This is a genomic window from Flavobacterium psychrophilum DSM 3660 = ATCC 49418 (genome assembly GCF_002217405.1).
GTDB lineage: Bacteria > Bacteroidota > Bacteroidia > Flavobacteriales > Flavobacteriaceae > Flavobacterium > Flavobacterium psychrophilum.
Genome location: NZ_MUHE01000028.1, coordinates 1 through 24,118, shown reverse-complemented (window position 1 = coordinate 24,118; position 24,118 = coordinate 1). Strand labels below are relative to the sequence as shown.

The 24,118-nt window shown below is 33.2% G+C and carries 18 protein-coding genes; 12 read left to right on the top strand and 6 right to left on the bottom strand.

Annotated elements, in window-relative coordinates; all coding sequences use genetic code 11:
* Positions 1-477 precede the first annotated feature (477 nt).
* From B0A57_RS07855 to B0A57_RS12230, 3 genes are all read right to left on the bottom strand, one after another.
* Entirely contained in the window at positions 478-1,389 is a 912-nt protein-coding gene (locus tag B0A57_RS07855) for a GYDIA family GHMP kinase (RefSeq protein WP_034099485.1), read from the bottom strand.
* 4 nt (positions 1,390-1,393) lie between these two features.
* The gene (locus B0A57_RS07850) at positions 1,394-2,710 is read right to left on the bottom strand and encodes a hydroxymethylglutaryl-CoA reductase, degradative (RefSeq protein ID WP_034099483.1); all 1,317 of its coding nucleotides are present in this window, start codon (positions 2,708-2,710) and stop codon (positions 1,394-1,396) included.
* Between the two features lie 182 nt (positions 2,711-2,892).
* Positions 2,893-3,129, bottom strand: a complete 237-nt coding sequence (locus B0A57_RS12230) for a hypothetical protein (protein ID WP_034099482.1) — start codon at positions 3,127-3,129, stop codon at positions 2,893-2,895.
* A gap of 155 nt (positions 3,130-3,284) precedes the next feature.
* Here B0A57_RS12230 and B0A57_RS07840 point away from each other — a divergent pair, with 155 nt between their 5' ends.
* The 5 genes from B0A57_RS07840 (at position 3,285) to B0A57_RS07820 (ending at position 9,850) form a co-directional block, all read left to right on the top strand.
* Entirely contained in the window at positions 3,285-5,450 is a 2,166-nt protein-coding gene (locus B0A57_RS07840; RefSeq protein ID WP_038467021.1) for a S9 family peptidase, read from the top strand.
* A 26-nt stretch (positions 5,451-5,476) separates the two neighbouring features.
* A complete protein-coding gene (locus B0A57_RS07835; protein WP_011964427.1) occupies positions 5,477-7,153 on the top strand; it encodes a peptide MFS transporter in 1,677 nt (558 codons plus the stop codon).
* A 76-nt stretch (positions 7,154-7,229) separates the two neighbouring features.
* Complete coding sequence (locus B0A57_RS07830) at positions 7,230-8,714, top strand: peptide MFS transporter (protein WP_034099480.1); 1,485 nt, start codon at positions 7,230-7,232, stop codon at positions 8,712-8,714.
* Positions 8,715-8,759: 45 nt separating this feature from the next.
* On the top strand, positions 8,760-9,218 hold the full coding sequence (locus tag B0A57_RS07825) for a thioredoxin family protein (RefSeq protein ID WP_011964425.1): 459 nt from the start codon (positions 8,760-8,762) through the stop codon (positions 9,216-9,218).
* Between the two features lie 59 nt (positions 9,219-9,277).
* Positions 9,278-9,850 (top strand): thioredoxin family protein, encoded by a 573-nt coding sequence (locus B0A57_RS07820; RefSeq protein WP_011964424.1) that lies wholly within the window; start codon positions 9,278-9,280, stop codon positions 9,848-9,850.
* A 2-nt stretch (positions 9,851-9,852) separates the two neighbouring features.
* On the opposite strand, the gene B0A57_RS07815 is transcribed toward B0A57_RS07820, so the two are convergent.
* Both B0A57_RS07815 and B0A57_RS07810 read right to left on the bottom strand, forming a co-directional pair.
* Entirely contained in the window at positions 9,853-11,886 is a 2,034-nt protein-coding gene (locus tag B0A57_RS07815) for a ComEC/Rec2 family competence protein (RefSeq protein WP_034099478.1), read from the bottom strand.
* A 118-nt stretch (positions 11,887-12,004) separates the two neighbouring features.
* The gene (locus tag B0A57_RS07810; protein WP_011964422.1) at positions 12,005-14,182 is read right to left on the bottom strand and encodes a carboxy terminal-processing peptidase; all 2,178 of its coding nucleotides are present in this window, start codon (positions 14,180-14,182) and stop codon (positions 12,005-12,007) included.
* Between the two features lie 151 nt (positions 14,183-14,333).
* Between B0A57_RS07810 and surE the strand changes: the two genes are divergently transcribed.
* The 7 genes from surE to thiL all read left to right on the top strand — a co-directional run bounded on the left by surE (position 14,334) and on the right by thiL (position 21,441).
* Positions 14,334-15,107 carry a 5'/3'-nucleotidase SurE gene (gene surE, locus B0A57_RS07805; RefSeq protein ID WP_034099477.1) on the top strand — a complete coding sequence of 258 codons (774 nt, stop codon included), beginning with the start codon at positions 14,334-14,336 and terminating at the stop codon, positions 15,105-15,107.
* Between the two features lie 4 nt (positions 15,108-15,111).
* The gene (locus tag B0A57_RS07800) at positions 15,112-15,384 is read left to right on the top strand and encodes a hypothetical protein (RefSeq protein WP_011964420.1); all 273 of its coding nucleotides are present in this window, start codon (positions 15,112-15,114) and stop codon (positions 15,382-15,384) included.
* A 14-nt stretch (positions 15,385-15,398) separates the two neighbouring features.
* Positions 15,399-16,529 (top strand): lipid-A-disaccharide synthase, encoded by a 1,131-nt coding sequence (lpxB, locus tag B0A57_RS07795; protein WP_034099476.1) that lies wholly within the window; start codon positions 15,399-15,401, stop codon positions 16,527-16,529.
* Positions 16,530-16,629: 100 nt separating this feature from the next.
* Positions 16,630-17,247: a dethiobiotin synthase gene (gene bioD, locus B0A57_RS07790; RefSeq protein WP_011964418.1), complete on the top strand. Its 618-nt coding sequence runs from the start codon at positions 16,630-16,632 to the stop codon at positions 17,245-17,247.
* A gap of 73 nt (positions 17,248-17,320) precedes the next feature.
* On the top strand, positions 17,321-18,592 hold the full coding sequence (bioA, locus tag B0A57_RS07785) for an adenosylmethionine--8-amino-7-oxononanoate transaminase (protein WP_011964417.1): 1,272 nt from the start codon (positions 17,321-17,323) through the stop codon (positions 18,590-18,592).
* Positions 18,593-18,689: 97 nt separating this feature from the next.
* Positions 18,690-19,844, top strand: coding sequence for a beta-ketoacyl synthase N-terminal-like domain-containing protein (locus B0A57_RS07780; protein ID WP_011964416.1), 1,155 nt, complete (start codon positions 18,690-18,692; stop codon positions 19,842-19,844).
* Positions 19,845-20,394: 550 nt separating this feature from the next.
* A complete protein-coding gene (gene thiL / locus B0A57_RS07775) occupies positions 20,395-21,441 on the top strand; it encodes a thiamine-phosphate kinase (RefSeq protein ID WP_011964415.1) in 1,047 nt (348 codons plus the stop codon).
* A gap of 728 nt (positions 21,442-22,169) precedes the next feature.
* Here thiL and amaB read toward each other — a convergent pair.
* Positions 22,170-23,723, bottom strand: coding sequence for an L-piperidine-6-carboxylate dehydrogenase (gene amaB / locus B0A57_RS07770; RefSeq protein ID WP_034099474.1), 1,554 nt, complete (start codon positions 23,721-23,723; stop codon positions 22,170-22,172).
* Positions 23,724-24,118 lie beyond the last annotated feature (395 nt).

Sequence of the window (24,118 nt, the reverse complement as noted above, 5' to 3'; positions counted from 1 at the left end):
AACGAGGAATCTCATCAAGTTATTCAAATTATGAGATTCCTCGTTCCTCGGAATGACAACATCCTCAATAAATATTCCAGTATTTTTAAAGCTAAATTGGTATTAATTAGAGTAATTCGTGGTTCAAATAGTAAAATAGTATGTGTAGCGGATTGTCTAAATAATTATTGCCGCAAGAGAAACTATAAATGATTTGGTAATCCGAAAAACAGAACTCAATTTAGCCCTAAAATACCCTTACAACGATATTATAAATGACCCGTAGCACAATTTATACCATGGCTACAAAGAGAATAATAAAAAAAGAATACCGTTTTAGTTCTAAAAAAAAGCGCTAATATTTCGCACATATATTGTAATTACAAGGAACGAAGAATATCATAATCTAAATCACTTAATAGTATTTCTCATGCCTCACAATAGCAAACCGTGTATTTGTTATTTCAGTAAATTTAATAATAAAAAGGGATGGGTTTGTTATAGTATCATCTCATCATACAAAAGAACAACATCATAGCCTTTAGTGCTAAAATAATCGATAGGATTATTTTTAGAAATGGCCATTACAAAATCGCCACCCCAAGCCCCAAGACTTGTTATAGCTCCATCAAAATCTGGAAATAAAACTTCTTTTATAGTTTGCATTTCTAGAATTTTGCTCATAAGAACTTCGTGCTTTTCTATTTGTTTGGCAAACTCTTCTAGTTCGGTTGTGTTTATAATGGCTTTTGTAATTTCGTTTATTATTGCAATTGAATTTGCAAAATCGCCTTGTTTCTTACGGTAATTTGCGATAGCATTTTTGCTGTTTTGTTTTTTATTAAGGTAAACGAAGTAAATATTTTCTTTGAAGGTTGGATTAAAATTGATAGTTTTTATAATTGGTTTTTCCTTTTCCAATCGATACAAAATGGCCAAATCATTTTGCGCACAAGCAATATCGTAACCGCTTCCGCCAAAAGCATTTTTAAGCAAAACAAAAGCATCAATTTGCAACCAACTGGCAATATTATTTATTAATGTTGATGAGGTGCCCAAACCCCAAAATTTAGGAAAAGTAAGGTTTGTAGAAACAATATAACCATCGGAATGATTAATAAAATCACTATTTAAAAGGAAAGATTCGTATAGAATTTCGACTAAGGTTGTTTTTGTAATATTGTTTTCAAAGTATTTTTTGCTTCTAATATCGGAAAATAAAATGGTATCATCAAACCAAATACTACCATCAAAATCATAACTTTTCCATACAATTTTTTTATCAAAACCATTTTCTATAATTAAGTTTTGCCCCATTTTTGTAGGCAAAGCCAAAGCAACTGCGCCGTCTAAAACGACATATTCGCCTGTAATGAGTAGTTTTCCGTTACTGTAAAATGTTTTTTTCAAAAGATTATTTTCTTAAACTTTCAATAAAAGCGACAACCGCCGAATGTGAAACGGTATTCTCTGTAAAATGATTTTTTATTAAAACCCTCTCGTTTTGGGTAGCTTCAAACTGATTGATGATGTTATTTAGATGCATTTTCATGTGTCCTTGCTGAATTCCAGTAGTGGTTAAACTCCGTAAAGCAGCAAAATTTTGCGCCAGTCCAGCCACGGCAACAATTTGCATGAGCTCCTGCGCCGATGGTTTTTCGAGCATTTCTAACGACATTTTTACTAACGGGTGCAATGAGGTTAATCCGCCAACGGTTCCTAATGCCAAGGGAATTTCTAGCCAAAAAGTAAAAATATCATTTTCTATTTTGGCGTGCGATAAGCTAGAATATTGCCCATTTCTAGCGGCATAAGCATGAATTCCTGCTTCGACAGCACGAAAATCATTTCCTGTTGCCAGAACCACTGCGTCTATTCCGTTCATGATGCCTTTGTTGTGTGTCACGGCTCTAAAAGGTTCTATTTCGGCAATTTTTACGGCTCTAATAAACTTTTGGGCAAACTCTTGTGGGTTTTCTATATTTTTTTCGGATAAGTCAGAAACTGGGCAAGAAACCTCGGCACGAACGATGCAATTGGGTACATAATTCGAGAGAATACTCATAACAACTTCGATATTTTTCTCCGTTTCTGATAAAATTTCAGATTGTAAAGCTTCTTCTTTTAGTGTTTTGGCAAATTGCTCTAAACAAGAATTGATGAAGTTAGCGCCCATCGAATCTTTGGTTTCGAAAGTAGCGTGCAGTTGGTAATAATTTTCTAAATCGGAAGTTTTATCACGCAATTCGATATCGAGAATGCCACCGCCACGTTTTTGCATATTTGTAGTAATGCTTTCTGTATGGGCAAATAGTTTCGATTTTATTTGATTGAAAAAGGTAATTAAATTTCTCGAATCTCCTTTAAAAATAAAATGAACTTGTCCTATTTTTTCGGAATTAAGGACTGTGGTTTTAAATCCGCCACGGGTTCCCCAATATTTTGCCGCTTTTGAAGCCGCAGCAACCACCGAGCTTTCTTCTATTGCAAACGGAATCGTATGGTTTTTGCCATTAATCAGAAAATTTGGCGCCACACCAAGGGGTAAATAAAAATTTGTAATGGTATTTTCGATAAATTCATCATGAAGTTTTTGTAGTTCTAAATCAGAATTCCAATACTTTTTGATGGTTTGGGTTGCTTCTTCAGCATTAGAGAAATGAGTAGATGCTATCCAATTTATTTTTTCTTCTTTAGATAGTTTAGAGAATCCGGTAGTCAATTTTGGCATTGTAGCTTAATGTTTTTTTGGTAAGCGAATCTATAATGATTCGATGTTTTTAATAAATTCGAAAACTTCTACTGTATTTTTTAGGCTCATTAGCGAAATAAACAATCGTATGAGCTTTAAAAATATAATCTCTAATAATATATTATCAAAATAGATTAACTTTTTATACTTAAAAGGGAATTTCAAATTTTTAGCAAGTCCTTTTTAAATTTTCTTAAAACTTGTGGTTTATCTTCGGAAACATAAACAACTTGGTAATTCAATAAATTAGAAACTATTTTGTAAAATAAGTCTTCATATTTAGAAAATGTTTTTTCTAAAAAAGCATTTAATTCTTCAATAATATGCAATTCGTTCTTAGAAAAAGCATTCAAAAATTCGATTAATTTTTCTTTTATATTCGATTTTGATGGTTTCAATAATTAAGTATATAATATTCAAAATTAGCAAAAAAAACGATATAAAATCAGAATTTAGCACTTGTTTGTTATTTTGTAAAACAGAAATTAACACTCATAATTGCGATTATGTCCAAAATTTTCACTAAAATTGGCATCGTTTATAATTATTTAACATGAAAACAGTACAGAGAACATTTATTTTATTCTTATTTGCTTCATTATCAGCAATTGCACAGCAAAAAATTACTTTAGAAGAAATTTGGGGCGGAGCCTTCCGAACCAAAGGAATGACGGAGCTTGCAGCTCTGAAAAACACAAATCAATATACGGTTTTAAATTCGGACAAAAATTCGAGCGCAATCGATTTATATGACTTTGCTACTTTAAACAAAGTTTCTACCTTAATAAATTCTAAAGATTTTTCAGATTTGCAAGGGATAGATAGTTATACTTTTAGTAGCGACGAAAAGAAAATTTTGATTGCTAATAATACAAATCAAATTTTTAGACATTCCTTTTTGGCAAATTTTTATATCTATGATATGGTTAATAAATCATTAACAAAAATTGCCGATGATAAAATACAAGAACCTACTTTTTCGCCCGATGGTTCTAAAATTGCTTTTGCCAAAGAAAACAATTTATATGTGTATGAGTTAGCGTCTAAAAAAACGACACAAATTACTACCGATGGTAAGAAAAACGCCATTATTAATGGAGTTACAGATTGGGTTTACGAAGAAGAATTTGCCTTTGTGAGGGCTTTCGATTGGAATGCTACTTCAGATAAAATTGCTTTTATTCGTTTCGACGAAAGTCAAGTTCCAGAATTTTCGATGAATATATATGGTAAGGACTTATATCCTGTTACAGATGTGTTTAAATATCCTAAAGCTGGAGAAAAAAATTCTGACGTTTCGTTACATATATATGACATAAAAACAGCAAACGTTAAGAAAGTAGATTTAGGAAATTATAACGATTTTTATATTGCTCGTTTAAACTGGACAAACGAAGCAAACACATTGTCAGCACAGGTTTTAAACCGCCACCAGAGCACCCTAGATTTGTTATTTATAGATGGCAATACGGGTGCAAAAAGAATAGTTCTTAATGAAAAAGACAAGGCTTATATAGATGTTACAGATAATTTAACCTTCCTAAAAGACAATAGCTTTATTTGGACTTCAGAGAAAGACGGCTTCAATCATATTTATTTATACGACAAAACCGGAAAACTGAAAAACCAAATTACAAAAGGAAATTGGGATATTACTAATTATTATGGTTTCGACGAAAAAACGGGAACAATTTACTATCAATCGGTAGAAAACGGTTCGATAAATCGTGATGTATATAGTATTAAATTAAACGGAAGCGGAAAAACGCGTTTAACTTCTGCTACAGGAACAAATGCGGCGACTTTTAGCCCAAACTTTCAATATTTTATCAATTCGTATTCGAGTGCAAAAAACACCCCAAAATACACTTTAAACGAATCTAAAACAGGAAATTCTATAAAAACGATTGTGTCTAACGAAGCTTTAGAAACTAAATTGTCTTCTTACAATTTGCCAGCCAAAGAGTTTTTCGAACTAACAACGGCAAAAGGAAATAAACTAAATGCTTGGATGATTAAGCCTACAGGTTTTGATGCAAACAAAAAACACCCAGTATTTATGTATCAATATTCAGGGCCAGGATCGCAACAAGTAAACAACGATTGGAACGGCGCTGACGATTATTGGTTTATGATGCTAGCGCAACAAGGCTATATAGTAGCTTGTGTAGACGGTCGAGGAACAGGTTTTAAAGGAGCCGATTTTAAAAAATGCACACAAAAAGAATTAGGAAAATTTGAGGTAGAAGATCAGATTGATGCCGCAAAAGTTTTTGGAACTTACACTTATGTAGATAAAACAAGAATTGGTATCTTTGGCTGGAGTTTTGGGGGTTTTATGGCATCTAATTGTATTTTTCAAGGCGCAGATATATTTAAAACCGCCATTGCTGTTGCTCCAGTAACTTCTTGGCGATATTATGATAGTATTTATACCGAAAGATACATGCAAACACCACAAGAAAACGCAAGTGGTTACGATAATAATTCGCCTATTAATCATGTAAATAAGCTAAAAGGAAATTTTCTTCTAATACACGGGACTGCAGACGATAATGTGCATGTACAAAACTCAATGAAAATGATTGAAGCATTAATACAAGCCAACAAACAGTTCGATTGGGCAATATATCCAGATAAAAATCATAGTATTTATGGCGGAAAAACAAGATTACAATTGTACACTAAAATGACTAATTTTATTAAAGAAAAATTATAATAAACACCAAACTAAAACAAATTGATATGAGTGAAGTAGTAGCGCAGAAAGGACATCCAAAGGGGCTTTGGGTATTATTCGGAACAGAAATGTGGGAGAGGTTCAATTTTTACGGAATGAGAGCAATTTTAACTTTGTTTCTTGTAAATTCATTGATGATGAGAGAAGAAGACGCATCATTAATATATGGTGGGTTTTTGGGACTTTGTTATTTAACGCCAATGTTGGGTGGATTTATTTCAGACCGTTTCTTCGGAAATAGAAATTGTATCATGCTAGGTGGTTTAATGATGGCGGTAGGACAGTTTTTGTTGTTTTTTAGCGCAAGTGTTTTTAGCTCAAATATTTCTCTAGCAACCACATTCATGTGGTCAGCATTAGGTATTATTATTTTCGGTAACGGATTTTTTAAACCAAATATTTCTAGTATGGTGGGAAGTTTATATCCTAAACAAGAGAAAAGTAAGTTAGACACGGCGTTTACTATTTTTTATATGGGAATAAACTTAGGTGCTTTCTTAGGACAGCTAATTTGCCCTATTGTTGGAGATGTTAAAGACGCAGGAGGAATTAGAGATATTCATGCTTTCAAATGGGGGTTCTTGGCCGCTTCAATTGCTATGTTAATAGGAACGATTATTTTTTATTTTCTAAAAAATAAATATGTAGTCACTCCAGAAGGAAAACCATTAGGCGGATTGCCAAAAGATAACGATGATTCTCATTATGAAGAAGGAGAATCTCAAAAAGCAGTTTTCTCACAAACAGCATTAATTAGTGCATTAGTTGCATTTTGTGGTTTGGGTCTTTTGTTTTATTTTGTATTTGGCCAAAACCCTATTTATTCTTTAATTTATGCAAGTGGTATTACCTTGGCGGGGCTAATTATTTCAGACTCTTCTTTAACTAAAGTAGAAAGAGATAGAATTTTAGTGATTTATATTGTTGCCTTTTTTGTAATATTTTTCTGGGCAGCTTTCGAACAAGCAGGCTCATCATTAACTTTTATTGCAGACAATCAGTGTGATAGAAACTTTTTTGGTTATAACATGCCTCCATCTATGGTGCAAATATTTAATGGTCTATTTGTTGTTGCATTTGCAGTTCCATTTAGTATGCTTTGGGATTACTTAAGAAGTAAAGATAGAGAACCAATTTCTCCAATGAAACAAGCTTTCGGATTGGCATTAATTGCTTTGAGTTATTTTATAATTGCTCACAATGTAAAAGATTTAGGAAACAGCGGTTTGTTAGCTATTAAATGGTTAATCTTATTGTATTTAATTCAAACCTGTGCTGAATTATGCTTGTCACCTATTGGATTATCTTTAGTTGGTAAATTATCGCCAAAACGTTTTTCCTCGTTATTATACGGAGTTTTCTTTTTATCGAATGCCTCAGGTTACGCTTTAGCAGGAACTTTAGGTTCTATTATGCCAGCAACAGGAGATAAATTTAATAAAGCAAAAGAGCTTGGAATCGATTTGCAAGCTGTTTTAGATAAAAAAATTGTGCCAACTGCCGAACAATTAAAATTATTAGCGACCAACCAAATTAGCGATCACAACCCTATTTTTGCTGGTTTTGAAATTCATAATCTTTTCGAATTCTTTATGGTATTTGTTGTTTTAACAGGATTAGCGTCATTAATATTGTTTGCGCTAACACCTGTTTTGAAAAAAATGATGCACGGCGTTCGTTAATCATTCAAAAAATAGTAATAATATGTTTCAAACCTACAAGAAATCTTGTAGGTTTGTTTTTTTAAAATCAAAAACCATGAGTCAAGACTTAACATTAGATCAAATTCAAAATTTTGAAGGCAAATACCCCAAGCAACTTTGGTATTTGTTTATTGTAGAAATGTGGGAACGTTTTTGTTTTTACGGAATGCGAGGTGTTTTAACATTTTTTATGGTCGATCAGCTTTTGCTGAAAGATGGAGCAGCAAACTTGCAATATGGTGCAATTCAGGCATTTGTTTATGCTTTTACGTTTATAGGAGGAATTTTTGCTGATAAAATTTTAGGATTTAAAAAATCCTTGTTTTTTGGAGGGATTGTAATGATTATAGGAAATTTATTAATTGCATTTTCACCACAGCATTTATTTTATTATGGTATAGCATTTTCAATCATTGGGACAGGTTTTTTTAAGCCTAATATATCATCGATGGTTGGAGAATTGTATCATGAAAACGACAATCGTCGTGACGCAGGATTCGGAATGTTTTATGCAGGAATAAATATTGGAGGACTCTTAGGTGGTGCTTTGTGTATTTATTTAGGAAAATATCAATCTTGGAGTTTGTGTTTTCTAGCCGCAGCAATCGTAATGGTTTTAGGGTTGGTAACCTTTTTGTTTACTAAAAAATATCTTGGGCCAATAGGGGACTCTCCTTTAATTAATTTAGCGCCAAAGACAAGACAAATTCGTGAAATTGCAGTATATGTGGGTTCGATTCTTACAATCCCATTTATTCATAAAATGGTAAAAAACACTAAATATACAGATTATTTCATGTACACAATAGGAATTATCGCATTAGCATATTTTATCTATGAACTTTTAAATCTGAAAGATATAAAACTTCAAAAAAAATTATTTGCAGCATTCATATTTATATTTTTCTATTTTCTATTCAACACTATTTATGAGCAAAGTGGCGGTTCATTATCGCTTTTTGCAAAAGACAATCTGAATGATAGTTTGTTGTTTTTTCATATAGATCCAAATATTGTAAACAATTCTTCAAACACATTATTTGTAGTTATTTTTAGTCCAATGATTGGGTTATTATGGCTCTGGATGGCAAAAAGAAAAATAGAACCCAATACCTTAATTAAGTTTGGAATAGGATTTTTATTTCTTTCCGCTTCATTTTTCGTGTTTTATTATACCAAGTTTTTTGCAAATGCCAAAGGTGTAACATCATTAAACATATTTACTTTTGGTTATCTAGTAACTACAATTGGCGAACTATGTCTTGGTCCAATAGGCATGTCTATCATTACAAAGTTATCTCCAAAAAGATTATTCGGGATGATGATGGGATTATGGTTTTTAGCATCAGCTTTCGGGCAATTAGCGGCGGGAAAGTTAGGTGCCGAAATTTCGAAATCTAATTCAGGCACAACATTAGTAACAAAACTACAATCATATACCGAAGGATACCATCAACTTGCCATTTATGCACTAATTGCAGGAGTTGTTTTAATCGTGGTATCGCCGCTGATAAAAAAATTAATGCAAGAAGTAAATTAGTTTTAGAAGTTCGGCATTGTTTTTGATTGGTAAAAGGAAAAACGAATGATGAAAAAAATACTCTTAGCTTTTTTCTTACTTATAGGAGCAATTTCTGTTCAAGCGCAAGAGATAAGATGGGTTACTCTCGATGAGGCATTGGCTAAACAAAAGAAAAATCCAAAAACAATTTTTATGAATGTTTATACAGATTGGTATGCGCCATGTAAAATGCTTGATAAAGAAACTTTTCAAGATGCAGAGGTAATCGATTACATTAATAAAAATTATTATGCCGTAAAGTTTAATGCCGAAGGGAATTCGGCCGTTATCTTCAAAGGAAGTAATTTTTCTAATCCAGGGTTTGATCCCAATAGAAAAGGTAGGAATAGCGCCCACGAATTAACTACTTTCTTAAAAGTTCAGGGTTATCCCTCTATATACATCATCGATAAGAATGGTGATACGCAACAACGAATAGTAGGTTATAAAACGAATGAGGAATTGTTAAAAATTTTAAGATAATTATTTTTGTTATAATTTCTTTTTTACATTTACAAACAATAATTTAAAAAACAAGTACAATGAATAAATTTAAATATTTACTTTTTTTAGTACCAGTTGCGGCGGTACTGTTGTTCTCTAGCTTTAAATATAATCAGAACACAGCAACGACAGCAATAACAAAAAAAAGCACTAAAGAAGATTTAGTTTGGCATACCAATGTTAAAGAAGCGATCGATCTTGCTAAAAAAGAAGACAAACCTTTATTCTTGTTTTTTACGGGTAGCGATTGGTGTGGTTGGTGTATTCGTTTGCAAAAAGAAGTTTTTAAAACTCCAGAATTTGAAGCCTGGGCCAAAGAAAAAGTAGTTTTAGTCGAATTAGATTTCCCTAGACGAACAGAGCAAACAACCGAATTGAAAGACCAAAACAATCAATTGCAACAAGCTTTTGCTGTTCAAGGGTTTCCAACAGTTTGGTTTGCTAAAGGTACCAATAAATCAGGAAAAATAAATTTCGAACAATTGGGAAGCACAGGATATGTTGCTGGCGGACCAGGTGCTTGGCTTTCTGGAGCAGATCAAATTATTGCAAAATTTGTTCATGATTCTAAAAAAGAATCAGCCGCAAAACGGCTAAAGCCAAAAAAATAAAATTATAATTTATAAAATCCCTTTTCGTAAGTACTATGAAAAGGGATTTTTTCTTTGGCACAAGTTTGCTTCCAATTTGTAACATAACTTTTGTAATTAGAAGCATCGGCAATAATAATTTTAGGTTTTATGGAAGATAGTAGTCGTTCTAAATTTATTTTTGGCGACTCTCTTAAAATTATAATATCTGCATTCATAGTCTTTTTATAAATGTTCGATTTGTCTATAATTAAAATCTTATTTTTATTAAAATAAAGGGTATTTGTAATGGGTTTACAATTGCTTATTCCGCAAAAATTTGCCGTTGCATAAGTTTGAATCATTTTCTTCTCGAAACCATTTTCTGTTAAACCGTTGTTTGTATAAAGCATAATTTTTTTGCCTATTCTCTTACCAATGATTGTGCTTTTTCGTGCATTAAAAACAATTAATTCCTTTTTAATTTCTGATTGCCAATTTGTAGTAACAAACAAAATCTGGAGGATTAAAATGCTGCCCAAAGCCAAAATAATTTTTGTAAAGTTGGGTTTTTTAAACCAAATTATACAACTAAAAATAACAAGATAAGAGGCAATAAGCAGCCAAAAATTGAGGGGAATATTCTTGATAACAAAAGTTTCTATAGAAGCAATCCAGTTGATATAAGTGTTAGTAAAAGTAATACTTAACGCAACTGTTTTAGAAAGCAAAACAGGAACAAAGTCAAAATAAGCTAATATCATGAGTAAAACACCTATTGCCATAATTACCATAAGGCAAGGAATTAAGACCAGATTTGTTACAAAAAACAACCCTGGAAACTGATGAAAATAATAAATACTAAGTGGCATTGCGCCAATTTGTGCCGCAAAAGAAACAGTAATAATATCCCAAAAATAAGCAACTAATTCCGACTTAGGTTTCCAAAGCATTTTAAGCATTGGCTGTAGCCAAAGAATAAAAAACAAAGCAATATAACTTAGCTGAAACCCAATATCGAATAAAAACAGAGGCGCTACGAGTAGGATTAAAAACAACGAAACTAGCATGGTATGAAAAACATTTGTTTTTCGATTTAGAAAAATACCTATGGCTACAAAACTAAACATAGCAGCCGATCTAACCACCGAAGGTGCCAATCCTGCAATTAGAGCAAACAACCACAAGGAGCTTAGAATTACTACTAACCTAAAAAAATTTCCGTAATTGTTTTTAGGTAATGGTTTTAGTATAAAAGTAACAAACATAAGTATAAACCCAACGTGCAAGCCTGAAACCGAAAGGATATGAACTGCGCCAGCATACTGATAATCACGCAACACTTCTGGCGATATGTCTTGCTGTTGTCCCAGAATTAGCGCAGATATTACTGCCAATTCTTCCTTCTTGAACCCGCTTTTTTCTAAATTTAGAATAATTTTTTTTCTAAAATTTTCGGTATAATACCAGATGCTTTTATCTATTATGGTGCTAACTTTTAGCTGCGAAGTTTCTGCAAATACTTGTGCATAAATCCCTTTTGTTTCAAGATATTTTCCGTAATTAAACTGGTCTGGATTATTTGGTTTAAAATTCCGAACCAATTGTTCTTCGATTTTAAGTCTTGTTCCTATAACAAAGTCTTTTGTAATTGGATTATTTTTTAAATTCAATAAAATTTTTCCAGAACTTGTTTTGTTGTCAATTTGAGTTATTTGGGCAATATATCTATCATTATTGCTGGTATTCTTTAGTTTTTCAATAATAGTAACCTGTATACTATGATTTGACTCGAAATTTTTGAGGTTATTAGTATAATGGTTTTCCTCGAAAGTATCGTTATGAATTATTGTTGTTGTAATTCCTATAACGAAAAAAAGAAGGTATAATGAAACTGAAAAAGCCTTTCTTTGTTCGAATTTACGATATGATTGAACCAGAAAATAGCTAAACACGCACACAGAAATGCCTAGTGCGCTAAAAGCACATTTGACACTCATTGGGTAATAATAAGTTGTTATAATGCCTAAAATAAACCATAGGCAAATTCTGACAATAGGAAATTTTAATATTTTCATTATACTAAGATAATAAAATATTTTATTTAAATTTTAACAGCATTGGGGTAAAAAAATATTCATAAAACAAAATGCCTCAGAAATTTCTGAGGCATTTTGTTTTATGAGTTATATTATATTAAGATTTTACTAATTTATCTTTTCTGTTTTTTATATTCAAAACTTTGTCTTTGCTAGCAAGGGCAGGTTTTTTTATATCGCTAAGCACATTTATAGCTTCTTCAACATAAGCGTCTTTAGATAAGCTCTCGTGCCAATCTTTTCTTTTTTGCCCCAATAATGAGTCTTTTTTGATTAGTTCTGTTTCTTGTGGGAGCGAAGTAAATTTGAGCGAATTTTGAAATTTTGAAATTGCTTTAAATTTTTTAGTTCCTTCTTCTATTGATGTTTGCTCAGCCTTAAATTTAGTAAGGTTTAGACTAATAACATTGTCTTCTTTTCTGTCATTAATCCATTTTGCATTTTCATCTATTAGTTTAAACTGTGCATTTTCTAATATTCTTTTTTGACTATCGGCAACTACTGTTTCGAAATTATTTACAGATTTTAAGGCTTCAAAAGAAGCTTCATCAATTTTATCCCAAGGCATTGCGTTTTTCACATCACGTTCTCCTATTTTTATATAAGAGTAGCGGTCTGGCATGGTGATATCGCTAGAGACACCTTCCATTTGTGTTGACCCACCATTTATTCTGTAAAATTTTTGAGTAGTCGTTTTTAATGCTCCAAAGTCGCCCATGGCATTATTTGCAACAAACTGGTTTAAATCGATTACGTTTTGAACCGTTCCTTTGCCGTAAGATTGTTTGCTTCCTATGATGACACCTCTTTTGTAATCTTGTATTGCTGCGGCAAAGATTTCTGATGCCGAAGCCGAAAAATTATTTATCATAACCACAAGTGGTCCGTCCCATTGTATTTTTGGGTCATGATCAGAGAGTACTTCTTTTTTTCCTTTAGCTGATTTTATTTGTACTACGGGTCCTTCATCAATAAATAGTCCTGTAATATCTACGACAGTTTTTAGCGAACCTCCTCCGTTGTCACGTAAATCCATTACAATACCTTCAACGCCGTCTTTTTTAAGTTTCTCGATTTCGATGGCAACATCTTTTGCGGCATCGCGGTTGTCATTGTTTTCGAAATCGATATAAAATTTAGGCAAATAAATCACGCCGTATTTTACGCCATTTTTCTCGACAATGCTAGATTTTGCATAGGTTTCTTCAATTTCTACAATATCTCTTATAATGGGTATAACAACTATCGATCCGTCTACTTTTTTTACGGTAAGTCTTACTTCGGTTCCTTTAGGGCCTTTTATTTTTTTTACCACTTCGTCTAGCCTCATTCCGGTAACATCTACTGGCTCATTACTGCCTTGTGCGACTTTAAGGACTAAATCTCCTGGTTCTAGTTCTTTTCCTCTCCAGGCTGGTCCGCCAGAGATTAATTCTGAAATTTCTGTAAAGTCATTTGTTTTTTGAAGCCTTGCGCCAATACCTTCTAATTTTCCGCTCATACTCACGTCAAATTTTTCTTTTTCGTCTGGTGCGAAATAGTAGGTGTGCGGGTCAAACTGTGTAACGATGGCGTTTACATAAGCCACAAACCAGTCGTTTTCGTTAGATTCTTTGATAAAATCGAAATAATCTTTTAGTGTTTTTATTGTTGTTTCTCTTGCTTCTTTTTCTAATTGTGAAAAGGTTTTTACAACATATTTCGGGTCTTTTTCTTTTTTAGCGGTTTCTTGTTTTTCTTTTTCTACTACGGTGGCCAATATAGAAAGCTTCATTTGTAAACGCCATCTGTTTTTTAATTCGGAATAGTTTTTCGCAAAAGCATTTTTATCTGAATCTAAATTAATAGTCTCATCTATTGTAAAATCGTATGGTTTTTCGTTTAGCGATTTGTAAACTACTTCGACCTCTCGCATGCGTTTTTGCAAACGCTCATAGGTTAGTTTAAAAAAAGTTAGGTCGCGATTATGAATCATGTCATCTATTTGTGATTCATAAGTTTTAAATTCATCTATATCTGCTTGTACAAAAAATCTTTTTGAAGGATCTAACGCATCAAGATAATCTTTATAAACTCCTTTAGAAAAATTATCGTCTATAGCCATAGGATTATAATGTGCTTTTTCTATAACAAAGGTTATTAGATCCAAAAGTGTTTTGTCTTTTTCTGGGTCTTTTTCTTTCTTTGACATAAAACTGCACAAGGCGGCAGAGATAGCAAGAACGGCTAAAATTATTTTATAATTCCTTTTCATAAAGTTCATAATTGCATTCATAAATATTTAACTAAAGTACATAAAAAACTATGCCATAATGCTAATTAAGCTATAATTTTTTGTTAAAGATGTAAAATTAGTTACTTGCCAGTAAAAATGCTTAATTTAGCCTCACTTTTTTGTGTTAAATTTACCTTTTATATAAATTAAAATGAGCAAACCATTAATATTAGTTACAAACGACGACGGTATTTCGGCGCCAGGGATCCGCTCACTTATAGCTGTTATGCAAGAAATAGGGACTGTTATTGTTGTTGCGCCCGATAGTCCGCAAAGTGCCATGGGGCACGCCATAACTATAAATAGCACCTTGCATTTGAATAAAATTTCTGCTGAAAATGCAGCTGTAACCGAGTATAGTTGCTCAGGAACTCCTGTAGATTGCGTAAAATTGGCTGTAAATGAAATTTTGAAACAAAAACCAGACTTATGCGTTTCTGGTGTAAATCACGGATCGAACTCTTCGATAAACGTTATTTATTCAGGTACAATGAGTGCTGCTGTAGAAGCTGGTATCGAAGGAATTCCTGCCATTGGTTTTTCATTATTAGATTATGATTGGAATGCCGATTTTGAAACTTTTAAACCTTACATAAAAAAAATAGCACTCGAAGTATTGCAAAAAGGATTGCCTGATAGTGTGGTTTTAAATGTAAATTTTCCCAAGCGAAAAGAAGAAGATTTAAAAGGTATAAAAATTTGCCGACAAGCAAAAGCCATGTGGGAGGAAAAATTCGACAAGCGAAAAACGCCACAAGGCAAAGATTATTACTGGCTCACGGGCGAATTTGTAAACCACGATAAAGGAGAAGATACAGATGAGTGGGCTTTGCAAAACGGCTACATTTCAGTAGTGCCAGTTCAGTTCGATATGACGGCACATCATGCGATTCAGGCATTAAATAATTGGGATTTAAATAAATAAGAGTATGAACAAAACAGATTTATTTATAGGTGCTTTAATAGGATTTGTTGCTACTTTTTTAGGAACCTATTTTTTCTTTACTTTTTGTACAGAGTATAGCTTTTCTGAAGGTATTATAGGTATGAAAAACCAAGGTTTTTTAGGAAAAGTAATCACATTGGGGGCTATCCTAAACTTAGTGGCTTTTTTCATATTGTTAAAAATAAATAAAGAACTCATGGCCCGTGGGGTTGTACTAGCAACAATACTTTTGGCGGTATTTACAATGTTTGTTTAAAAAATTAACAGAAAATGAAATATTACATTATTGCAGGAGAAGCATCGGGCGATTTGCACGGTTCGAATCTCATGAAAGGCATTTATAAAGAAGATTCTCAGGCAGATATTCGTTTTTGGGGTGGCGATCTCATGCAGCAAACAGGCGGAACTTTAGTAAAACATTATCGCGATTTGTCGTTTATGGGTTTCCTAGAAGTGGTTTTAAATTTGAAAACCATTTTAAATAATATTAAGATTTGTAAAGCGGATATTATAAGTTTTAAACCCCATGCAATCATTTTTATAGATTATCCAGGGTTTAATATGCGCATTGCAAAATGGTCTAAAAAATTAGGAATACGCAATCATTATTATATTTCGCCACAAATTTGGGCTTGGAAAGAAAACCGAATTAAAGCCATTAAAAATGATGTAGACAAAATGTATGTTATCCTCCCGTTTGAAAAAGATTTTTACGAAAAGAAGCATCATTTTTCGGTCGAATTCGTTGGTCATCCGCTAATAGATGCTATAAATAATCGTCAGAAAACCAATGCAGCACAATTTAAAAAAGACAATAACCTAGACGGAAGACCTATTATTGCTCTTTTGCCAGGAAGCAGAAAACAAGAGATTGAAAAAATGTTGTCTAAAATGTTGTCTGTCGTAAAAGATTTTCCTAATCATCAGTTTGTCATTGCTGGTGCGCCAAGTCAGGAATATTCGTTTTATAAGCAATTTTTAACAAACAATCAGGTACATTTTATAGCTAACAAAACCTATGATTTGCTAAGTATTTCTCAGGCAGCACTGGTAACCTCTGGCACAGCAACGCTCGAAACAGCTTTGTTTAAAGTCCCCGAAGTAGTTTTGTATAAAGGAAGTTGGGCTTCGTACCAAATTGCCAAACGAATTATTACACTAAAGTACATTTCGTTAGTTAATTTAATTATGAATAAAGAAGTAGTTACAGAGCTTATTCAGGACGATTGTAATTCGGAAAAAATAAAAGCAGAACTCGAAAAGATAATACAGCCATCATACCGAAGTACATTGTTAGAAAATTATGATTTGTTAGAAAAACAATTGGGCGGCGCAGGAGCAAGCGATAAAACAGCAGGTCTTATTGTTAGAGATATGTTCAAGCAAAGTAGCAAGTCATAAAGTTTTAATACCACAAAACCTTTTTGGTTAATTTGTGTTTGAAAACAACAAGAAGTTTAATTAGCTCAACATTTTTTTAGAAAAATTTAATCCGTAATTAATGAAATTATTTATAACAGGAATATCAACCGATGTAGGTAAAACCATCGCCTCATCAATCCTAGTCGAAGCATTAGAAGCCGACTATTGGAAACCAATTCAAGCAGGCGATGTAAACAATTCAGATAGTCATAAAATCGAATCCTATATATCTAATAAGAAAACTATAATTCACAAAAACAGTTATTTATTAAACACACCTTCGAGTCCGCATTTGGCCGCAAAAATAGACGGAATAACCATTGCGTTACCTGAAATAACCCAACCTGAAACTAAAAACCATCTCATAATAGAAGGCGCAGGAGGTCTTTTTGTTCCCCTAAACGAAACAGATTGTGTTATCGATTTAATAAAACCAGATTATAAAGTCGTTGTTGTTTCTCGTCATTACCTAGGAAGCATCAACCATACCTTACTTACTATTGAAGCATTACAAAACAGAAAAATAAATATTGCAGGAATTATTTTTAATGGAAATAAAAACAAAGCAACAGAAGACATTATTTTATCAAAAACAGGCATAAAACAGCTTGGCAGAATAGATGACGAACCTTATTTTGATAAAAATGTAATTTTAGAATATGCTACATTATTTAGAGAAAATCTAGAAAACCTATAATCAGAAAAAATAAACAAGATAAAAATTTGCATAAATCTTGTTTCTTGCTTCTTACATCTTTTATCTTTGCTGAATGAATTTATCCGAAAGAGATCAAAAACACAACTGGCATCCCTATACCCAGCACAAAATATCGCAACCCGAAATTGCTATAACAAAAGGAAAAGGCGCCTTATTATGGGACGACAATAATAAAGAATATATCGATGCAATTGCGTCATGGTGGGTTAATCCCTACGGACATTCCAACCAGATTATTGCCAATGCCATATACAAACAACTCACCACTTTAGAGCATGTCCTCTTTGGCGGATTTACACACGAACCAGCAGTTTTATTATCCGAAAAACTCATAGAGATATTACCAGATAACCAACAAAAAATATTTTATTCAGACAATGGTTCGACCGCTGTAGAAATTGCCATAAAAGTAGCAATGCAATATTTTTATAATAAAAACGAAAAACGAACAACCATCATTGCTTTCGAAAACGCTTTTCATGGCGACACTTTTGGTGCCATGGCCGCCAGTGGTATTTCATTTTTTACCGAAGCATTCAACGAATCGTTAATACAAGTTGTCAGAATTCCCGTACCAACTGCGGGCAACGAAAAAGCAAGTGCAATCGCATTAACAAACGCCATAAAAGAACACCATTGTGCCACTTTCATTTTCGAACCCTTAGTACAAGGCGCAGCGGGAATGGTCATGTACGAAGCTTCAGAGTTGGATAAACTAATAAAAATTTGTAAAGAAAACCAAGTTTTTACCATTGCCGACGAAGTGATGACCGGTTTTGGCAAAACAGGAAAAACTTTCGCCTGCAATTATCTAGCACAAAAACCAGATATGATGTGCCTCTCTAAAGCCTTAACAGGAGGAACAATCCCTATGGCTATTACCACATTTACCCAAGAAATTTTCGATGGTTTTTATGACGACGATGTAAATAAAGCCTTATTTCACGGACATACATTTACAGCAAATCCTACAGGTTGCGCAGCAGCTTTGGCAAGCATACAATTGCTAAAATCTGACGAAATGCAAGAAAATATTAAAAGAGTAAATACTCAACATTTACAATTTCAAGAAACCATAAAACGCCACGAAAAAGTAAAAACAACACGCGTACTTGGCGTAATCTTTGCATTAGAAATAAAAACCAACAACCAAGAATCTTATTACGGAAACCTACGCAATAAACTCTATAATTTCTTTATAAAAAACGGCATAATTATGCGCCCAGTAGGAAATATAATTTATATTCTACCGCCCTATATCATTACAAACGAACAATTGCAAAAAGTATATCAAACTATACAAGAAGCATTAGAAATAGTTTAAATTTGTAGCTATTCCTGCTATCCGTTGCAATCTTTTCTTTTTCTAAAGGAAAAAAAGAAAAGGATTTCCACTGCTATCAGGGCTAAAAAATCATAAGTTGAATAAAAAAATAGTCATTACAGCCCTTTCCTCTTTTTCCCCATTAGGCAATCAACCCAAATTAATCTGGGAGCAATACCTAAAGGAAACGTCCTTAATCTCCGAAAAGCAAATAGGAAATCAAACCATTCCCGTGGCAACTATTTCAGAAGAATTACAAAAAACCGTTGAAGCACTAAAAACATCAGACAATAAATATAAATCATTAGACAATTCTGTTTTATACGCTATTTTAGCTTCTCGCGAGGCGGTTAAAAACGCAGGTTGGACAAAAAATGATGTTTTCGGAATCAATATTGGCTCCTCCCGTGGCGCCACCCAATTATTCGAAAAACACCACCAAGAATTTATACAAACAGGAAAAACAGGAACATTAGCCTCACCAACCACAACTTTAGGCAATATTTCCTCTTGGATAGCCCACGACCTAAAAAGTTCTGGGCCAGAAATATCACATTCTATAACCTGTTCTACCGCTTTGCATGCCTTGCTAAATGGAGTAGCTTGGCTCCGAGCAGGCATGGTCGATAAATTTCTCGTTGGCGGCAGCGAAGCACCACTTACACCCTTTACTATTGCACAAATGCAAGCCTTAAAAATTTATTCGAAAGAAGAAAACGAGTATAAATGCCAGGCTTTCGATTTGCATAAAACCAAAAATACGATGGTTCTTGGGGAAGGAGCCGCTATGATTTGTTTAGAAATCGACCAAAGCAAAAACGCATTGGCTTATATAGAAGGAATAGGGTATGCTACGGATATTCTAGAACACGGAATTTCTATCTCTACCGAAGCAGATTGCTTTCAAAAATCGATGAAAATGGCCTTGCAAAACACCAATTTATCTGATATTGATGTTGTTGTGATGCACGCACCAGGAACCATAAAAGGCGATTTGTCAGAATACAAAGCCATTCAAAAAGTTTTTAATAAAAGCTTGCCCATGCTCACAACCAACAAATGGAAAATTGGACACACTTTTGGCACATCAGGTATGTTAAGCCTCGAGCTGGCTATTTTAATGATGCAACACAACCAATTTATTGGAGTTCCTTTTGCAGAAAAGCAAACGGAGCGAAAATCTATTCGCAAAGTATTGGTAAATGCAGTTGGTTTTGGAGGAAATGCAGTTAGTGTGCTTTTGAGTTTGTAAAAGAAGGTAAAATAAAACCAAATTTTCGGCAAAACTTATTTCAAACCAGACCTTATAAACCTTGATTTTTCTTTAGTAAAACTCGCTTGGGAGCCTGATTGATCAAAAAAAGAGTGTGAGTTCTAATTAGAAAAACAGCAGAATTGTTGCCTAAAAAAAGGTTTAAAGAAAGCGAAGAATCTGTTGCGAAACGTTACATTAAGAACGATTATTGGTAACATTTTAGAGGTAAAAATTTCTTTCAAACCAAACAATAATATCACATTTGAAAAAGAAACCACGCTTTGGGTTTAAACTGCGGTTGGAGATATTCATAATGCACTTTTATCAGGTATTGCTATAATCTAAAAATGAAATATCACTAAATTAAAGTACAAATAGTTCTTTGTTTCAAATTTTTAAGTTGCATTTTTCTAAAGGTCTTTTTTAAAATAACTCTAAAAACTTAAAAAGAGGGTTTTTAAGGAACGACTATTTAATAAAAATCTATTTCATTCACGGATAAAAAACTTTGTACCTTTGCACCTCAAAACCTTGCACCTCAAAAAAAATGATTGAAGATAAAACCCCACAAAGAACAAGCATAGCACAATTAGGAGAATTTGGTTTGATAGACCATCTGACCAAACAATTCGAAAACACACAACCATCAACCTTAAAAGGGATTGGCGACGATGCTGCTGTTTTAGACTTTGCCTCGAAAAAAATAGTTGTTTCGACCGATTTATTAATTGAAGGTGTACATTTCGATTTGGCTTATATGCCTCTCAAACATTTGGGTTACAAAGCTGTCGTGGTAAATATTTCTGATATTTGCGCCATGAATGCACGAGCAACTCAAATTACGGTTTCGATAGCGGTTTCTAATCGTTTTCCGTTAGAAGCTTTAGAAGAATTATTTGCAGGAATTAATTTAGCAGCACAGGAATATAAAGTTGATGTTATAGGTGGCGATACAACCTCTTCACAAAAAGGATTAATTATTTCTATCACTGCGATTGGCGAAGCTGATGAAGCGGAAATTGTGTACAGAAATGGCGCAAAAGAAACTAATTTATTAGTAGTAACTGGCGATATTGGCGCAGCTTATATGGGATTACAGGTTCTAGAGCGAGAGAAACAGGTTTTTAACGTGAACCCAAATTCGCAACCAGATTTAGATGCTTACACTTACCTCATCGAACGCCAGTTAAAACCAGAAGCTCGTAAAGATGTTCGTACTTTATTGCATGCCTTGGAAATAAAACCAACTTCGATGATAGATATTTCGGACGGATTATCCTCAGAAATTATGCATTTGTGCAAACAAAGTAAGGTAGGTTGTAATTTGTATGAAGACAAATTGCCTATCGACCCTCAATTTATTTCTGTTTGCGAAGAATTTAATATCGATTCGACAACAGTAGCCATCAATGGTGGAGAAGATTACGAATTGCTTTTTACCATTGCCATGGAAGATTTCGAAAAAATAAAAGGCAACCCAAATTTTACAATCATTGGTCACATGACACAAGAAAGCGAAGGAGTGCATTTAGTAACTCGTGCCAACACCAAAATAGCTTTAAAAGCTAGGGGTTGGAACGCTTTAGAAGAATAATTTTTATTAATTATAAGAAGAAAAACAAACAAATAACGTTTGAATAATGCTATTTAGAATTATAAAAACAGGCTAAAATGTTTTAGTCTGTTTTATAATTCTAATTGTATAGTTTACAAGAAACGGAAGAGCCTAAACAGAAAAAAGGACAACGCCAATTTGTACTATCAAAACCTATTTAAATCGACCTATATTTTTGGAGTATTTTTCTCTAATAAACGGGATGGTTTGGTTATAAAGCGGCCACATTGCAAGGGTGATAATCTTTAACTCTTCTTAGATGAATTGTCAAACCACCAACAAATAAAGTAATTATTTAAGACAATGGTGCTTTCTGTAATAGAAAATCGTTAGTTATTTCCCAAAACACAGCACTTATTTTTCGGTCACCTTATTCTCTCGAAATCAATTCAGTAGAACTTGTTTGGCTACTATGAAAAAGAAAATAACTAATAAAGTTTATAAAACAATAGACAAAATCAAATTAAAATTAGTTAAAATAGTTAAGGAATTAATCACAAAAACAATCATAATGAGCTTATGTATTTTTTTTTGCTTAAAATCAGACTATTATAAATGTCTAAATTGAATAATAAAATGGTATTATAAACAAATAAGGCTGTCTGAAAAAAAACTTTTCGGACAGCCTTATGATTATCAAAAACATTATAAAATTGTTTAGCCTTTTTGGGAAATATTTTTTATATTGTTTCTTGTGTTAAAACAAACTACAAGTCAAATTTAATTCCTTGTGCTAAAGGTAATTCGTCAGAATAGTTAACTGTGTTTGTTTGTCTTCTCATGTAAACTTTCCAAGCATCAGAGCCAGACTCACGCCCGCCACCAGTTTCTTTTTCTCCACCAAAAGCACCCCCAATTTCTGCACCAGAAGTTCCAATGTTTACATTAGCAATACCGCAATCTGAACCAGAGAACGATAAGAATTTTTCTGCTTCTTTCATACTATTGGTCATAATTGCCGAAGACAATCCTTGGGCAACTCCGTTTTGTACTTCGATTGCATTTTCAACTTCACCACTATATTTCATTAAATATAAAATAGGAGCAAACGTTTCGTGTTGTACAATTTTGTAAGTATTTTCGGCTTCGATAATGGCTGGTTTTACATAACAACCAGATTCGTAACCAAGACCTTCTAAAACTCCACCTTCAACTAATACTTTTCCGCCTTCTGCTTTTGCAGCTTCAATGGCAGCTAAATAAGTGCTTACAGATTCTTTATCGATTAACGGGCCAATATGATTTTTTTGATCTAAAGGATTGCCAATCGTTAGCTGCCCATAAGCACCCACGATAGCATCTCTTACTTTATCGTAAACAGATTCATGAATAATTAATCTTCTTGTAGAAGTACATCTTTGTCCAGCAGTTCCCACAGCACCAAATACTGCTCCTGGAACAACCACTTTCAAATCGGCAGTAGGTGTAATAATAATGGCATTATTTCCTCCTAATTCTAGTAAAGATTTACCAAAACGTTGTGCTACTGTCGAACCAACAATTCTTCCCATACGAGTAGATCCTGTTGCAGAAATTAATGGTATTCTTACATCGGTAGTCATCATTTCGCCTACTTTATAATCGCCATTAATAATACATGAAATACCTTCGGGTAAATTATTTGCTTTTAATATGTCGGCAATAATGTTTTGGCAAGCCACAGAACACAATGGCGCTTTTTCTGAAGCTTTCCAAACGCATACATCTCCACAAATCCAAGCTAAAGCGGTGTTCCAAGCCCAAACAGCTACTGGAAAATTAAAGGCAGAAATAATTCCTACGACACCAATAGAATGCCATTGTTCTCTCATAACATGACCTGGACGTTCTGAAGGAATTGTTTGTCCGTTTAATTGTCGAGATAAACCTACTGCAAAATCGCAGATATCTATCATTTCTTGAACTTCACCATATCCTTCTTGCAAAGATTTACCCATTTCGTAAGAAACTAACTTACCAAGGGGTTCTTTTAATTCTCTTAATTTATTTCCAAATTGGCGAACAATTTCCCCTCTTTGTGGTGCAGGCATAGCTCTAAAGCTTTTAAAGGCTTCGGTTGCGCTTTGCATTACTCTTTCGTAATCGGCAGCGGTAGTTGCTTTTACTTTCCCTATTAATAGACCATCTACTGGTGAATAGCTTTCTAGCAATTCTCCGTTAGAAAACCATTGGCTTCCTGTTGAAGTTCCTTCGTTTACTGCTTTTATACCTAATTGTGCTAATGCTTCGGTCATGCCGAATTGTTCTGCTATTGTTGCCATTATATTGTTGTTTTTTTAATTCTGATGCAAAGTTATGATTTTTTGTTTAATCGTAAGGTTGTTTTTTATTTAAACCTTTAAGTACTTGCATTTCTTTGTTATCTAGTAAATTAAGTGCGACAAAAGTTAATAAGTTATAATGCTAAAAGAGGCGAAACTCTATTAGTCGATTAAAAATTAGCCATGTGCGCAATTAGTAAAAATACCCGTTGGGTGTAATTATTTAAAGTAAAATAAATCGATTAGATATTGGTCAAGATACTTAAATTCAGCACCTTGAAGTCGCTAAATAACCAATATCTATATCAAATATAGTAAAAAATTATTTTAAAGTTTTAGAAGTTATAAGTTCTTTGAATTGCGAATTAGAATATAAATTATACCATTTAAAGTTT